This is a genomic window from Alphaproteobacteria bacterium LSUCC0684 (genome assembly GCA_041228335.1).
Taxonomy (GTDB): domain Bacteria; phylum Pseudomonadota; class Alphaproteobacteria; order Puniceispirillales; family UBA1172.
Genome location: CP166130.1, coordinates 2,390,288 through 2,405,347 on the forward strand (window position 1 = coordinate 2,390,288; position 15,060 = coordinate 2,405,347).

Here is a 15,060-nt window from a genome sequence, read left to right on the forward strand (position 1 = left end):
TGGTGTTCCGTTTCTGATTGATCACCCGGCCTCCGGTATGTCGGCGGGTGATCTGTTGACCCAAATTATATTGCCTGACGATGCTCGATTTTACAGAACTCGCAGGCCACGGTAATCATATCATCATCATCGGCCAACTCGCGCCTTTCTTCAACCGAAAGTGTCGCGAGCATCCGGTCGACTCGTTCGGGCGAGCACCGGCATTCATCACGGAGCGGCCGAAACGGCAGCACGGTGACACCCATTTCATGAAACAGCCGGTGCAGGAGAACATCCGGCAACAGGGCCGGATCAGTCAGCTCATCGCGGCTGCAGGTTGCCATCAACGTACAGGCCGTATGCCAGTGATCATCGCCGATATCATCGGCTATCCTGATGCCTTCTCTTCCGCCAGTCTCTGGTATGCGCTGGAGAAGCAATGCCGCCGCATGCCAGCCGCCGGACCCTGCTTGTGCGGCATGAGCCGGGCGTGCCGCCAGGATGATGGCGGTGTCGATCTGTTCGGAATCCCTGAAATATCGGAGCGATACCGCCCCGAGATCCGGAGCTTCAATCGGAACGATCCCCTGATATCGTCCCCCTTCCCCCTGATCCACGGTAAAGGCCAGATATCCGGCGCCCATCAGATCAAGAACAGGGGCAGGATAACCTCTTTGATCCAGCCCGGAGGCGTCATCGGCCACGCTGGCATATCCACGGACCGCGCCGCCGGAGGTCACATCGGAAAAAAGAGTCCGGATCAGTCCATCGCCGCTGGCCTGCAGGGTGAAAACGCCATCATAGTCCATGGTACTGGCAAGGGCGGCGCCCAGCGCCATCGCTTCCGCGGTGAGTTCGGCCACGCCCGGAGGATAGCCATGCCGTTCCAGAATGGAGCTTGCCACCGCATCAATGCGGACAAGGCGGCCACGCATCGCGGCCCGGGCAGGCCCGGCATCAAGAAGAAAGGGCAGAACACCGCTGGCTTCGTTGGAAGGTATCATTGTCATGAGCTGAAACCTGCCCCAAAGCAATAGGTCAGGATTGCCTTCTGGACATGGAGCCGGTTTTCCGCCTCCTGCCAGATCACTGATTGCGGCCCGTCCACCACGTCGGCGGTGGCTTCCTGACCCCTGTATACGGGCAGGCAATGCATGAAGATCGCATCTGGCTTTGCCAATTTCATCATCCTTGCATCCACCTGAAACGGCCGCAGCAGCGCCTGACGGTCTCCGGAATTGCTGTACCCGCCCGGCATGCCCATGGATGACCAGGTATCGGTAACCACGACATCCGCATCTCTTGCGGCATCTTCGGGCCGATCAGTTATGCGGATCTGTGCCCCTTCATCCATCGCCCGGCGGACAACCGATGGATCCGGGTTGAGTGCTGGCGGCACCGCAAGATCGAGCGAGAACCCGAACCTGGAGGCGGCCTCAATCCAGCTGTTGGCCACGTTGTTTCCATCACCAAGCCAGGCGACTTTCAATGCTGAAAAATCATGATCCGGGGCTTTCTGCTCTGCCAGGGTCATCACATCGGCCATGACCTGGCAGGGATGGCTCCGGTCGGTCAGGCCGTTGATCACCGGAATAGTGGCGTAATCGGCAAGTTCGATCAGGGTTTCGTGGCGCGAGGTCCGGATCATGATGGCATCGACATAGCCCGAAAGTACCCGCGCCGTATCCGCCACCGTCTCCCCCCGCCCGAGCTGCATCTCGCCAGCCTGAAGGATCAGCGGTGCTGCCCCAAGCTGGGTGATGCCAACTTCAAAGGAAACACGCGTCCGGGTAGAGGGTTTTTCAAAGATCATGGCCACGGTCTTGCCGGCAAGGACCTGATCATGTGGCCGGGCGTCGCCTTTCATGGTATCGGCATCCGCAAGAATGGCTTTGAGACTAGCCGTATCAAGATCAGCAATATCAAGAAAATCAGGCATCAGGCAGACGCTTTCTCAAGGGTATCAAGGCAGTTTCCCAGGCAGGTCAGCAGCAGGGTGATTTCATCTTCGGTCACCGTAAGCGGCGGCAAGAGGCGAACCGTGTTTTCCGAGGCCGGAACGCTCAACACATGATGGCGGCGGAGCATGGCCACCACATCACCCGCCGGGACCTCCTTGGCAAAGACAAGGCCAAGCAAGAAACCATTGCCCCGGACCTGAAAAAGACCTTGCCGGCCATTGGCAAGATCATCGAGGCCATCCCGAAGCTGCTTTGCCCGGAGACGAACGCCTTCCATGAACCCTTTTTCCGAGAGTACCTTCAGCACCGCCCGCGCCGATGCCATGGCCAGCGGATTGCCGCCAAAGGTTGAGCCGTGGCTGCCAGGCGTCATGGCCTTGGCAATTTCTTCGGTGGTCAGCACCGCGCCAACCGGAAAGCCGCCCGCAAGCCCCTTTGCCATGGCGACAATATCGGGCCTGATCCCGCTCGGCTCAAAAGAGAAGATATGCCCGGAACGGCCAACCCCGATCTGGACTTCATCGGCAATGAGGAAACATCCAACCTCATCGCAGAGCGCCCGCAGATCCTTGAGGAACCCCGGCGGCAGAGGCTTGGCCCCGCCTTCACCCTGAACCGATTCGACCATCACCGCGGCAATCGAAGGCTTGCCTCCCTCGGCATCCGTGATCAGGCGATCTCGCAGCGCGTTCATATTCCCGAAGGGGAAGTGATCGAACCCGTCCGGCATGGGGCCAAAACCTTCACGAAACGCCGGCCGGTCCGTCGCCGCCAGCATCGCAATGGTCCGGCCATGGAACGCACCCTCCGCGCAAAGGATGGTGAAACGCTCGGCCTCACCCCGATGATGCATGGCACGCCGCGCCATCTTGACGGCGGCTTCGGTGGCCTCGGCCCCTGAATTGCAGAAAAACGCTCGGTCAAGTCCGGCAAGTGAGGTCAGCATGGAGGCCACCTCTTCCTGCTCCGGTATCCGGTAAAGATTGGAGACATGCCAGAGCTTGCCGGCCTGATCACGCAAGGCGTTGACCAGCGCCGGATGATTGTGACCAAGGCTGTTGACCGCAATGCCCGAGGCGCAGTCAAGATACCGCTCTCCCGTCGCCGTCACCAGCCAGGAGCCCTCACCGTGATCGAAGGCCAGATCAATCCGGCCATAATTTCCCATGACTGCATCAGCCATGATGTGTTTCCTCCGGTGGCTGAAAGTGTTTCGCGAGCTGCAACCCCTGGGCCTGATAATGTGATCCGGACCCGGCCGCACCATAAAGCGTTTCCGGCACCGCTGAAAGAGGCTCATAGACAAGTCGGCATACGGTCTGGCCTTCCTCGATCAGGAACGGCACGTCATGGGAGCGCACTTCCAGCACGGCGCGGGTCCGGGGAGCGCCAAGCTCGGCCATGCCGAAGCCAGGGTCGAAAAACCCGGCATAATGAGCACGAAACTCACCCACCCTTGTGTCATAGGCACTCATCTCGGCGGCGTAGGCCGGGGGTACGGTCACGCATTCACGGCTGACCAGAATATAGAATTCATCGGGATTGAGCACCAGCCCGCCACCGCTGAGATCCTGGGTTGTCACCTTTTCCCAATAGGCCGCCACCGGATAGGCACCTGGCCGGTCAACATCGATCAGGCCGGCATGTTTGCGTGCCCGCCATCCCACCAGCCCCGGAATAGACGGGTTGGCACGGCCGGAAAGATCCACGCTGAGCGGCACACCATCCCGGATATCGCGGCCATTGAGGCCACCACCATGAACAAGGCCGATCTCTTCCTGCAGGCGCTGCATTTCAGCATCGCTGATACGGGATTCCCCCTGCCGCAGGCGAAGCTGGGACAGACGCGATCCCTGCCGCGCGAGTATGGAAAATGTTCGGGGGGAGATTTCGGCGTAAAGCGGGCCGCTATACCCTTGGGGGGCGGTTTCAAATTCGGTTGCGCCATCGGCAATCATGCGGGTGAACACATCGAGCCTGCCGGTGGAGCTTTTCGGGTTGGCAAAGGCGGAAAGACCTGCGGGAAGATCAAGGCTTTCTTCAAGCCGGGCGATATAGACACAACCTTTTTCCAGCACCGCGCCGTCGGAAAGATCAATTTCATGCATCGCCATGGCATCGAGTTTCGCGGCAACCGAAACGCCTTCGCCGGGCAGAAACGACGCCTTGATCCGCCAGGCCCTGGCCCCCAGCCTTAAATCGATGGAGGCAGGCTGGATCTGACCCGTCGTGATCGGGCGTCCGGGCCGGATAATCCCTGCCGCAACCGCTTCTTCGAGCTGTGATGCAGCGAGAATACCGGCAGGAAAGGACGGATGAGATGGCGAGGTTCCTGGCATGATCATGCTTTCAATTTGTAGCCTGTTGCCAGCATACGCCAGCAGATACACCCCAGAATGAGCGTAACCAAGAGCAAAATCAACGCTCCTGTCAGCGGCGGAAAGGATGCCTGCCCGATGATGCCATAACGAAAGCCGTCAATCATGTGAAAGACCGGATTGGCGGCAGCCATCGCATCAAAAGGGGCGGGAAGTTGATCAACCGAATAGAACGTGCCGGAAAGAAAAACCATCGGCTGGACAACAAAGTTCGTTACCGCCGCGAGGCTGTCGAATTTATCAGCCCAGATCCCGGCCATGACACCTGCGAGCGCCATCACTGCTGACCCGAGAAAGAGAAAAAGAAATGCCGTCAGCGGATGGGCCGGCCAGCCCGAAGACCCCAGCATCCAGAGCGCAAGCGCGGTGGCGGCCCCGACGATTACACCCCGGGTGATCCCTGCGGCGGTCATGGCGATTAGAATTTCAAGCGCCCCTAGCGGCGGCATCAAGAGGTCCACAATATTCCCCTGAACCTTGGCGACAACTATCGACGAGGAGGTATTGGCAAAGGCGTTTTGCAGCGCCGCCATCATGACCAGCCCGGGGCCGAGAAACACAACATAGGGAACATCGCCGTTGCTGTTAATGCGATCCCCGACCGCCACGGCAAATACCGCCATGAAGAGAATCGCCGTGGTCATGGGTGCGCCCACGGTCTGGATGAAAATCTTCATGAAGCGCATGACTTCACGCCGGTAGAGCATGAAAAGACCGATGGTGTTTATTCGGCCGATCCGCACCGGGCGCTGATATGAAGACATGTTGTTTTCAGTATGTGGATTCATGAGCCGCAACATAGGCCCTAAGGGCCAGGCTTGCAAGGTCGCCGATCACTTCAGCTTATGCTAGGATCGCAGGATGAGATATTCGGATGAAAAACTTCATCACCGGCTGACCGGTAAGGCCGTTCACTATCTGGGCCGATATGCCTCAACCACCGCGCGGCTGGAGGTTGTGCTGAAGCGTTTTGCCGAAAGAAAACTATCCGATGCCGAACCCGGCCAAGTGAGCAAGGCCATCGATCACGTTATCAAGGATTGCGTCAGCAAGGGATATGTCAACGATCAGCTTTATGCTGAGCAGAAAACCACCTCGCTTCGCCGTCAGGGGAGGTCCCGGCGCATGATCGAAAAAACCCTGGCCGCCAGAGGTCTTGACCGGTCCGTAATCGGAGCGGCCCTCATGGTTGATGCGGAAGCAGATGATATGGCGCATGAATGGGCCGCCGCCCTCATCCATGCCCGGCGGCGTCGGCTTGGGCCTTTTGCTTCGGAACGAGACAAGCAAGGTGATCTCGACAAGATCCGCCAGCGCCATCTGGCAAGCTTTGCTCGGGCCGGATTCAACCTTGCCCTTGCCGGAAAAATCCTCGCGCTGAAGTCACCGGAAGACGCCGAAGAGATGCTGGCTGAAATGCAACCTTTCCTGAACGGTTGAAAATGTTCCCCCCAAAGGCATTGCGGGAACGAACAGGTAGGGTGTAGGATTGTGGCTTAATATTTCAACACGGATACGTGAATAGTGCTGATCAAGAATTGAGGGGAGAACCATGTCTGACGAAATCACTTTTCCACCCAGCGATGAGGCCGCCCGGCGCGCCCATGTTGACAACAGCGCATATCAGAAACTTTACGACGCATCGATCGCCGATAATGAGGCTTTCTGGGCGGAACATGGCCGGAGAATTGACTGGATCAAACCCTACTCGAAAATTGAAAACGTCTCCTACGATGCCAGCAACCTGAGCATCCGGTGGTTTGAGGACGGTACCCTCAATGCCGCCGCCAACTGTCTTGACCGGCATCTGGAAAGCCGCGGCGACCAGACCGCCATCATTTTTGAAGGCGACGAGCCTACGGACAGCCGTCATATCACTTATCGCGAGTTGCATCAGGAAGTTTCCAAATTCGCCAATGTTCTCAAAACCCGCGGCGTCAGAAAAGGCGACCGGGTGACCATCTACATGCCGATGATTCCCGAAGCGGCCGTGGCCATGCTGGCCTGTGCCCGGATTGGTGCCGTTCATTCGGTGGTCTTTGGCGGGTTTTCCCCCGACGCGCTGGCTGGCCGGATTACCGACTGCGACAGTTCCACGATCATCACCGCCGATGAGGGCGTCCGTGGCGGCAAGACCATTCCGCTCAAAGCCAATACCGATGCGGCGCTTGAAAACTGCCCGATGTGCAAAACCTGTATTGTCGTCCGTCGTACCGGCGGAGATATCGGCTGGGTAGATGGCCGCGATTTCTGGTATCACGAAGACATGGCATCGGCATCGGCGGACTGCCCGCCCGAAGAGATGAACGCCGAAGACCCGCTCTTCATCCTCTATACCTCCGGGTCTACCGGCAAGCCCAAGGGCGTATTGCACACCACCGGCGGCTATATGGTCTATGCCTCAATGACCCATCAATATGTCTTTGACTATCATGATGACGATGTCTACTGGTGCACTGCCGATGTCGGCTGGGTCACCGGACATTCCTATATTCTCTACGGGCCGCTGGCCAATGGCGCCATCACGCTGATGTTTGAGGGTGTGCCGACCTATCCGGATTCAAGCCGCTTCTGGCAGGTTGTTGAAAAACACAAGGTCAATATATTCTACACCGCACCAACCGCCATCCGGGCCCTGATGCGGGAAGGCAACGCTCCGGTGGAAAAAACAGATCGCTCATCCCTGCGCCTGCTTGGATCGGTCGGGGAGCCGATCAACCCCGAAGCCTGGATGTGGTATCACAAGGTGGTGGGCGATGAACGATGCCCGATCGTGGATACCTGGTGGCAGACGGAAACCGGCGGGATCATGATCACGCCTCTGCCCGGGGCGACGACGACGAAACCTGGCTCCGCAACCCGTCCGTTCTTTGGCATCAAGCCCGTGCTGGTTGATGGTGAAAATAACGTGATCGATGGGGCGGCGGATGGAAATCTCTGCATCGATCGATCCTGGCCCGGCCAGATGCGCACGGTCTACGGAGATCACCAGCGTTTTGTTGAGACATATTTCACCATGTTCCCGGGACGTTATTTCACCGGCGACGGATGCCGACGCGATCAAGATGGTTATTACTGGATCACGGGCCGCGTTGACGACGTGATTAATGTATCCGGTCATCGGATGGGCACCGCCGAAGTCGAATCAGCGCTGGTGTCACATCCGAAAGTGGCTGAAGCGGCCGTGGTCGGCTACCCGCATGATATCAAGGGGCAGGGGATTTATGCCTATGTCACGCTGGTTGCGGGCGAGGAGCCGGATGACGCGCTGCATGCCGAGCTCAGGCAATGGGTCAGGAAGGAAATCGGTCCGATCGCAACCCCGGATCTGCTGCAATGGGCGCCTGGCCTTCCCAAGACACGGTCCGGCAAGATCATGCGGCGGATTCTGCGCAAAGTTGCGGCGGATGATTTTGCCGAGCTTGGCGATACGTCAACCCTGGCTGATCCGGCGGTGGTGGATGATCTTATCGCCAATCGCCAGAACAGAGGTTGAGGACAAGCCGGAATTCAACGCTGCCCCAAGGTTCAGTCAGGTTGCCTCAGGCACGATGCCAAGTTCAATCGCCCGGCATACTGCATGGGTCCGGTTGCGTGCCCCAAGTTTGCCGCGCAGACTTTTGAGGTGATGTTTCACCGTCACTTCCGAAAGACCGTGAATTCGGGCGATTTCCTTGTTTGACTTTCCCGCCAGCAATCCGGCGAGCATATCCTGCTCTCTGCCGGTAAGCCAGTTATTGGGCAGAAAACTGTTTTCCCCATGATGGGTTGAAACTTCAGCGGGTAGAAAAATCTCCCCCTCGGCCATCAGCGATATGGCGCTGAAAAACGCCTTGATGCCGATATTCTTGGGCACATACCCCGAAGCTCCTGCCTCAAGGACAAGGCGCATCTCCGACTGGCTGGTCGGGGCACCCATAATGGCTACCGGAATATTCCGCTGGGTGGCGTCAAGAATACGGGTCAGGCCGCTAAGCCCCTTCATATCCACAAGACCTGTATCCAGCAAAATCAGGTCCGGCAGCATGCCACGATGCAGCATGTCCACCGTTTCCATGATCCGGGTTGCGGGAATGATCGTCATCTCGCTGTTCATATGACCAGCCTGTTCGATAATCAGATCCCGAGAAAAAATATTTGCATAAGTCAAAATGACTTTCATGGTTTGTCCTCCCAATCTAAGCGAATGCGTATGGGGGAACAGGAAAGCCCAAAGATAAAATACACATCGAATTTGCAATATTGAGTATTATTATACTCAAAATCATTTATCCGAAACTGGCCATAAGGATAGCGGCAGGCTTGATCCTTTGGAGACCATGGACAAAAGAAGTCTAATGCCGGAAGCGTAACGTAAATTTCAGCCCTTCCTCCTGATCCAGCGGGTCCCGGGACCTGCTTTTGTAGCGTTCGAACTCGAAGGTCACGGGGTAATCCTGAACAAAAGCATAACTCGACGTCAGCATAAGGGTATCGCGCTTGCGATCATGATGATCACGAAGCCAGGGCCGGATATGGGCAAAGCTCTTATGATCTCGTCGTGCCTCGATCAGGAAAGGCATCCGGCCAATCATGAACGGGCCAAGCGCCAGGGCGATACGATGGTGCTGACCGGTATTCCACCGCGGGATTGCCCGCTCCTGCCCTCTTGTTGCAATCAGCCTGAAGCCAAGTTCGGCCGGGTGCCGTGGCCGCGGCCTGCCTTGATGTGCAATCCCGATATCAACACCAACATAGCGGGAGGAAAAGGGCGAATCCCCCATCCCCTTCAGTTTTCGGGCGGTGATACCTGAAAGAACATAAAAGGGCTGATCCAGCCTGCTGGCTGAAGACAACCTGAAAACGCGGTTTTTATATCGCCTGTGCCCTGCCTCCGGGCCAAGGGATTCCGTATCATGCCGCAATTGAGCGGAGGCGGAGAGGGTGTGGCGCCCCGCTCGATGGTGATACAATGCCGCAACATGATGCCCCTGACCATGATATTCCCGGTGACTGGTCGCCCGCGCCATGCTGCCAAGCCGCAAGGTCAACCCCCCCTGAACGAGGGGATATCGCCATTCAAGACGAGGCTGAACTTCTGTCCAGAACCCTTTGCGGGCAGGTGTCCCGATCACGAAAGTGTGGCGGGGGCTGCCATCAGGCTGGTTCAGATGAAGATGGCCCAGCATGGCATCAACAACCGAACCGGTTTCAGGCATCACCCGTCTTGCCGGAACAGTCTGACCAAGATTTGCATCATAACCGATGCCTGTTTCCAGATGGAAAAAAGAACCTGATCTTGTGGTGCAATCTAACAGAAACCGGGCACTGTCTTCGCTCATCCAGTCGGCCGGGTCCTGCTGTGTTTGACGGAGTTTGCGAAAAAGTGGCACGGCACGCCTGCAGGAGCCATTCTGCCAGTAGCTGACGGCGATTTCATAATCAAGCCTCCTGCTACCGCCAAGACCTCTTGACTGCGCCTCTTCTGCGAGCGTCGCGGCAGCGGCTACATCACCCAGACGCCGCCACAAGATCAGGGCGAGAACAACCTTTTCCCCATCCTCAAGAATTTCCGCCCGGTTGGCGCTTAGATAATGGCGAATAGCTGATACATCCTCACTATCCAGAAGGATCATCAGCGATGCGATCCCTGCCGGGGCCGAAGGTAACGGCAACTCCGCCCGCCCCGCCGTAAAATTAAAATTGGCGGCAACTGCAAGGGCGCACAAGAACAGGAAAGACCGGCAATGCATCCCACCTTGATGCCACAGTCATGGTTAAAAAAGATTTAACCGATGGAAAATATCTGCGTCGGGCAACTTACCGCCTAGAAATCAATATCGAGGGTGAGGCGAAATTCCCCGTCTTCCGCGCCAGGCTGATGGCTTCTGTTCTGGATATATGTCACCGCTGCCGTCAATTTCATGCTGTCTTGACCAGCGAGAGGCATATCCAGCCCCGCCATCAGGCGTCTTTCCCGTGACCGGAGAGAGAGATCAAGTTCCACTGGATGAAAAACTGCAGCCTTGCCTGAACCCGTCACCGGTGCCATCAGCGTCAGTTTCCCATCACGAAGCGCCGGGGGCTGGCTGAGATCAAGCCGCCAGCGCTGCTGCCCCGGGGTGGTATGCGTTACGCCGATTCGCCAGGAATCGTACCAGATCCCGCCACCATGAATGAGGCTTGGAGAGGCCCCTTCAAGCCTGGTATATCCGGCGAGGACTTCAGCCGTTGCGGTAACCGGCCCGAGATTCTTCTCCCGGCCCATCGCTACCCAGCCTGAACGATGCCCGCCCAGTTTCAGCGCGCCATATCCCCCGCCATCAAGCCAGCGGGCGCTGCGATCAAAGCCAAGGCTGATCCATTTTGCCTCTTCTCCCTGCCATTCCTTGAGAAGATGGATGGCCTGCCGTTCATTTCCCAGCCCGACAAGATAGCGTGTTATCTCCCCCGATGAAGTGAAAGCGTATCCCGCCCAACGGTCAAGCGGCATGGCTGGAATATCGAGCATCCGCCGGTCCTCCGCCGTCTGGCCAGGAACCTGCCCGGCGCCGGCAATAAGAAACCGCTGACCTTCCGGAAGCTCCTGCATCACCGCAACCACCGGTGAGGGTTGATCGAAAGGCGCAGGCTCCGCCCCCGCCGCAAGTGCCCCAAGGGGGAATTGATACAGCGTGCCATCGAAATCATCTTCAATCACCGCGGCGATTCCATCCAGCCGGTCAAGAAGCGGCATGGCCATCATCGACGGGAGAGTAAGGCCGCTTCCGGCAAGATCCGCACGCTCGCCATTGCCAAGCAGAACCGCGTTAGGGGAGATCGGCTGTATCGCCTCATCAATCTGGATGAGTCCATGGCCGAAGACGCTGCGCATCGCCGCCTCACCGCAACTGTCGAGGGTGCATCCGGCCGCGGTGGTCAACCCGTCATATGTTGCCGTTACCTTCAGTCGTGCCACCGCCATCCGCGGGGTCAACCCCGGGATCTGATCGATCAGCAACCCGATGGCAGCCGAGACAACCGGGGCGGCCATGGATGTGCCGGATTTTCGGGTATAGCCACCTTCATGGTCGGCGCCGAGAATACCATTGTCACCCTGGTTGTCACCGCCTCCCGGTGCCGCCAGACACCAGGCCGCCGCGATACCGCATCGATTGGTATAGGAAGGCTCCACCCCTTCCGTGTCCACCGCAACCACCGCCAGCCAGTTCGGCTCAAGCTCAGGCAGATGATAGGGAAGACCACTGCGGATAGAGACCTGATTGTCGCTGCCATTGCCTGCCGCCCAGACCATGATCGGCCCGTTCTCGGTGGCAACCTGCCGATAGGCCGTGATCTCATCACGCAGGAGATCCTCGATTCGGGACCTGCTCATATCGTCAATCTCGTAATATGATGACCAGGAATGGTTGACCACCGGCAGATCACGAGCCAGCGCATCCCCCAGAAGACCGGGAACCATGACGTTGCCGCTTCTGCCCTGAAACGTGCCGGTGCTGCCAAGAATCCGGTAGGAAACAATCCGGCTGAGCGGCGCCACGCCCTGAATACCGATACCGTCACTTCCAGCCGCTACAAGACTGGCCACATGCGTGCCATGGCCATGTTCATCAAGGAGGCCATCTGCCGTGCCATGCCAGTCGCCACCACCCAGGACACGGCCGCTGAATTCCTCATGCCCGGCAGCAACTCCACTATCCGCAACGCCAATGGTAACGGACTGCCCCGTCCCGCCGGACAAAAACACCTGACTCGCCCCAACCTGGAAAAGCCCCGGGCTGTTCTGCTTTTCGACCACATTAATCGATCCGGTATCTGCCGGGGGCTGGCGGATCTCCGGCCGGGGCTGGGCGCCGCCACCCCCGCCGCCACCGCCACCGCCGCATCCCGTTAACAAACCGGATATAACAATAAGATGATATCCTTTGATCTTCCGTCTATTATCCCTGTTCATTTTCGTCACTCCTGACTTCGAACAGGGTATTTGTTAACGAAAGGTTAACGTTAGGGAACTATCCCGATGGGGATATGATCCCGACTAATCGTTCCATTCATGACCATTAAGTCCAGTTCAGATGAAAACAATAAAGAGGACGAGGGCGACTGTCACCACGGCGAGGATCACCCCGGCCAGATCACGGCTGCGTTCCGAAGGCAGCAACATCATCAGGCGCGCGCCGGCATAGCACCAGAGACTGTGAAAAATCACCTGAACACCCATGAAGGTGCCGGCAATACTCAGAAATCTCAGCCAGGGATCATCGAAACCCGGCCCGTAGCTGGACCAGGAGATCGTCAGCATCGCCCAGGCCTTGGGATTCATGGGATGCACCATCAACCCCTTGATGAAGCCGGGAGGTTGGTGGAGTGTACCCGTTTCCCGGAAGGGCCGAATCATGGAAAAACTCAGCCAGATCATGAAGGCCGCCGAACCATAGGTGAGCAGATCAAGCAGCACCGGCATTGCACGGAGCATTTCATAAAATCCAAGCGCGATGACAGCGTTGAGAAGAAATTTCCCGGTGATTATCCCGATGAGAAAACGCAACGATGCCCTGAGGCCGAATCGGGCGCCAGCGGCCATCAGCACCATATTGGCAGGTCCTGGCGAGCCCACCATGAAAGCAACAAAAAGAAACAGCGCCCAGAACATCAGCCCGGGCCTATAACAGCAGGGCTGAACATAAAACCACCAGCGCCGCCCCAATCCAGGCACCGAGAGGCGGGATGAGACGTGTCTTCGCCCAGACAAAGGGCAGCAGCATCAGTGGCGCGGTCGAGGACAGGATGGACACCATGCCAACCGGGCCCGTTTCCAGCGCCTTGAGAAGAAGCGCCATCCCGAATGCCATGCCGAAAAACCCGTTGCCGAGAATATGCGGGATGAGATCACGATCCGGCAGGATCTTTGCCGGTCCCCGCCCGCGCCCGCGCTCAACCGGCAGAATCAGCCAGAAGACCAGCATGGCAACGGTGACCCGCCAAAGCCCGGCAGTGGCCGGATCAAGCCCGCCTTCCATGACCGGCCGCATCATCAGAACACCGATTGCCTGCCCGAGCGCGGCCAGAAGACCGAAGACAATTCCAAGCCAGAGCGGCGGCGTCAGTTCTTCCCACACATGGATAAGATCGCGCCGCTTGCCATAGATTACCGCCAGCACAATCCCGGCAAAGCCGAGCGAGATAGCGAGCAGCATCCGCAGGGTCAGCACCTCACCAAGAAACAGCCAGCCAAGAAAAGCCGCAATCGGGGCATTGGCGGCAAAAAGAATGCCTGTGCGCCGGGGGCCCATGCGCCGCATGGTCTGGAAAAGAAAATAATCCCCTCCGGCCGCGCCGATCAAGCCGCTGAGGACAATCAGCAACATATCGCTTCGGGCAACCGTAAACCCGGTGCCGGTGGCAAGCACATACACCAATAGCATCAGGAAACTTGTCAGCATCCGGAGACGATTGAAATGCATTGAGCCGAGACGTTTTGCCGGAAGATGGCCGAAAACACCAGCGAGGCACCAGCTCAGCGCTGCCCCGAGGGCAAGAAATGATGCAATGGCCATATGTCAGCCTCAGCCCAGGGAATCGAGGGCCTGGCGCAAATCCGAAATCAGGTCATCGGCGTGTTCAAGCCCGACGGAAAGGCGGATCAACCCGTCGCCGATGCCCATGGCCAGCCGATCCTCTTCCGCAACACTGGAATGTGTGGTCGTGGCCGGATGGCAGGCGAGCGATTTGGCGTCGCCCAGGTTATTTGAAATATCGATGAGCTCAAGGGCATCGAGCATCTGCCAGGCCGCTTTTCTGCCGCCGCGCAGATCAAACGAGACCAGCGTGCCGCCATGGGACATCTGGCGGCAGGCAAGTTCATATTGCGGATGGGACGGATGATGCGGGTAGCGCAGCCATGCCACCGCCGGGTGATCGGCCAGGGCTTCGGCAATCCGATGCGCATTCGCCGCCATGCGATCAACCCTGAGCGAGAGAGTTTCAAGAGACTTGAGCACCACCCAGGCATTGAATGCACTGATAGCCGGCCCGGTCTGGCGATAGAATTTAAGCAAATCCCCGCAAATCAACTCTTCCGAGCCAAGCAGAGCACCGCCAAGCACTCTTCCATGGCCATCGTGATGCTTGGTGATCGAATACATCACCATATCCGCGCCGAGTTCCAGCGGCTTCTGTCCTGTCTGGGTGCCGAAGACATTATCCACCACCACCAGCGCCCCGGCACGATGCGCAAGCTCGGCGACAGTGCGAATATCCACAAGATCAAGCATCGGATTGGACGGGCTTTCAAGGAAGACCATTTTCACCGGATGACGCAGCGCCTCTTCCCATTCCTCAAGCCGGGTGCCATCAACAAACTGACGTTCAATTCCCCAACGTGGCAGGATTTCATCGATCACCGAATAACAGGCCCCAAAGAGTGCCCGACTCGCGACAATGCGATCTCCCTGGCTGAGCATGGATGCAACACCGCTGAACATCGCCGCCATGCCCGTCCCCATGGCAAGACAGGCCTCTGCCCCTTCGAGAAGAGCAAGCCTTTCCTGAAGCATGGTCGCCGTCGGATTACCAAAACGGGAATAGAGAAACCGGTCGATATCGCCGTCAAACGCGCAGGCTGCTTCCTCGGCGCTTGAATACACAAAGCCGGAATTCAGGTACAAGGCCTCTGCCGTTTCCATATTTCCACTGCGATGGAGGCCACCACGCACGCTCAGCGTGTCTTTATGCCAGTTCTTCTTGGTCATCGTTTTCCAGTG

At 57.9% G+C, this 15,060-nt stretch carries 13 protein-coding genes; 2 read left to right on the forward strand and 11 right to left on the reverse strand.

All coding sequences use genetic code 11. The features are described 5' to 3' along the window. Positions 1–65: 65 nt before the first annotated feature. Genes AB8880_11455 through AB8880_11475 form a run of 5 tightly spaced genes read right to left on the reverse strand, consistent with a single transcriptional unit; the run spans position 66 to position 5,082 of the window. Positions 66–989: an Hsp33 family molecular chaperone HslO gene (locus tag AB8880_11455; protein XDZ65522.1), complete on the reverse strand. Its 924-nt coding sequence runs from the start codon at positions 987–989 to the stop codon at positions 66–68. Continuing rightward, the gene (gene argF / locus AB8880_11460; GenBank protein XDZ65523.1) at positions 986–1,918 is read right to left on the reverse strand and encodes an ornithine carbamoyltransferase; all 933 of its coding nucleotides are present in this window, start codon (positions 1,916–1,918) and stop codon (positions 986–988) included. Before argF ends, AB8880_11455 begins: the two co-directional genes overlap by 4 nt. Beyond that, positions 1,918–3,123 carry an aspartate aminotransferase family protein gene (locus tag AB8880_11465; protein XDZ65524.1) on the reverse strand — a complete coding sequence of 402 codons (1,206 nt, stop codon included), beginning with the start codon at positions 3,121–3,123 and terminating at the stop codon, positions 1,918–1,920. The genes argF and AB8880_11465 overlap by 1 nt, the downstream gene beginning before the upstream one ends. Then, positions 3,116–4,279, reverse strand: coding sequence for a 2'-deoxycytidine 5'-triphosphate deaminase (locus AB8880_11470; protein XDZ65525.1), 1,164 nt, complete (start codon positions 4,277–4,279; stop codon positions 3,116–3,118). The genes AB8880_11465 and AB8880_11470 overlap by 8 nt, the downstream gene beginning before the upstream one ends. A 2-nt stretch (positions 4,280–4,281) precedes the next feature. Beyond that, a complete protein-coding gene (locus AB8880_11475; GenBank protein ID XDZ65526.1) occupies positions 4,282–5,082 on the reverse strand; it encodes an ABC transporter permease in 801 nt (266 codons plus the stop codon). 97 nt (positions 5,083–5,179) lie between these two features. Between AB8880_11475 and AB8880_11480 the strand changes: the two genes are divergently transcribed. After that, entirely contained in the window at positions 5,180–5,758 is a 579-nt protein-coding gene (locus AB8880_11480; GenBank protein ID XDZ65527.1) for a regulatory protein RecX, read from the forward strand. Positions 5,759–5,870: 112 nt separating this feature from the next. Then, entirely contained in the window at positions 5,871–7,814 is a 1,944-nt protein-coding gene (gene acs, locus AB8880_11485) for an acetate--CoA ligase (GenBank protein ID XDZ65528.1), read from the forward strand. Positions 7,815–7,850: 36 nt separating this feature from the next. On the opposite strand, the gene AB8880_11490 is transcribed toward acs, so the two are convergent. The 6 genes from AB8880_11490 to metZ all read right to left on the reverse strand — a co-directional run bounded on the left by AB8880_11490 (position 7,851) and on the right by metZ (position 15,048). Continuing rightward, a complete protein-coding gene (locus AB8880_11490) occupies positions 7,851–8,480 on the reverse strand; it encodes a LuxR C-terminal-related transcriptional regulator (protein ID XDZ65529.1) in 630 nt (209 codons plus the stop codon). Positions 8,481–8,652: 172 nt separating this feature from the next. Continuing rightward, complete coding sequence (locus AB8880_11495; GenBank protein ID XDZ65530.1) at positions 8,653–9,972, reverse strand: hypothetical protein; 1,320 nt, start codon at positions 9,970–9,972, stop codon at positions 8,653–8,655. Positions 9,973–10,124: 152 nt separating this feature from the next. Further along, positions 10,125–12,251, reverse strand: coding sequence for a S8 family peptidase (locus AB8880_11500; GenBank protein ID XDZ65531.1), 2,127 nt, complete (start codon positions 12,249–12,251; stop codon positions 10,125–10,127). A gap of 117 nt (positions 12,252–12,368) precedes the next feature. Beyond that, complete coding sequence (locus tag AB8880_11505) at positions 12,369–12,950, reverse strand: LysE family translocator (GenBank protein ID XDZ65532.1); 582 nt, start codon at positions 12,948–12,950, stop codon at positions 12,369–12,371. Positions 12,951–12,960: 10 nt separating this feature from the next. Continuing rightward, the gene (locus tag AB8880_11510; GenBank protein XDZ65533.1) at positions 12,961–13,854 is read right to left on the reverse strand and encodes a DMT family transporter; all 894 of its coding nucleotides are present in this window, start codon (positions 13,852–13,854) and stop codon (positions 12,961–12,963) included. 9 nt (positions 13,855–13,863) lie between these two features. After that, positions 13,864–15,048 (reverse strand): O-succinylhomoserine sulfhydrylase, encoded by a 1,185-nt coding sequence (gene metZ, locus AB8880_11515; protein ID XDZ65534.1) that lies wholly within the window; start codon positions 15,046–15,048, stop codon positions 13,864–13,866. Positions 15,049–15,060: the final 12 nt, after the last annotated feature.

What these genes read in the sequence shown, in the direction of transcription:
- AB8880_11455 (XDZ65522.1), bottom strand. Translation starts at nt 989, where the DNA reads ATGACAATGATACCTTCCAACGAAGCCAGCGGTGTTCTGCCCTTTCTT.
- argF (XDZ65523.1), bottom strand. Translation starts at nt 1,918, where the DNA reads ATGCCTGATTTTCTTGATATTGCTGATCTTGATACGGCTAGTCTCAAA.
- AB8880_11465 (XDZ65524.1), bottom strand. Translation starts at nt 3,123, where the DNA reads ATGGCTGATGCAGTCATGGGAAATTATGGCCGGATTGATCTGGCCTTC.
- AB8880_11470 (XDZ65525.1), bottom strand. Translation starts at nt 4,279, where the DNA reads ATGCCAGGAACCTCGCCATCTCATCCGTCCTTTCCTGCCGGTATTCTC.
- AB8880_11475 (XDZ65526.1), bottom strand. Translation starts at nt 5,082, where the DNA reads ATGTCTTCATATCAGCGCCCGGTGCGGATCGGCCGAATAAACACCATC.
- AB8880_11480 (XDZ65527.1), top strand. Translation starts at nt 5,180, where the DNA reads ATGAGATATTCGGATGAAAAACTTCATCACCGGCTGACCGGTAAGGCC.
- acs (XDZ65528.1), top strand. Translation starts at nt 5,871, where the DNA reads ATGTCTGACGAAATCACTTTTCCACCCAGCGATGAGGCCGCCCGGCGC.
- AB8880_11490 (XDZ65529.1), bottom strand. Translation starts at nt 8,480, where the DNA reads ATGAAAGTCATTTTGACTTATGCAAATATTTTTTCTCGGGATCTGATT.
- AB8880_11500 (XDZ65531.1), bottom strand. Translation starts at nt 12,251, where the DNA reads ATGAACAGGGATAATAGACGGAAGATCAAAGGATATCATCTTATTGTT.
- AB8880_11505 (XDZ65532.1), bottom strand. Translation starts at nt 12,950, where the DNA reads ATGTTCTGGGCGCTGTTTCTTTTTGTTGCTTTCATGGTGGGCTCGCCA.
- AB8880_11510 (XDZ65533.1), bottom strand. Translation starts at nt 13,854, where the DNA reads ATGGCCATTGCATCATTTCTTGCCCTCGGGGCAGCGCTGAGCTGGTGC.
- metZ (XDZ65534.1), bottom strand. Translation starts at nt 15,048, where the DNA reads ATGACCAAGAAGAACTGGCATAAAGACACGCTGAGCGTGCGTGGTGGC.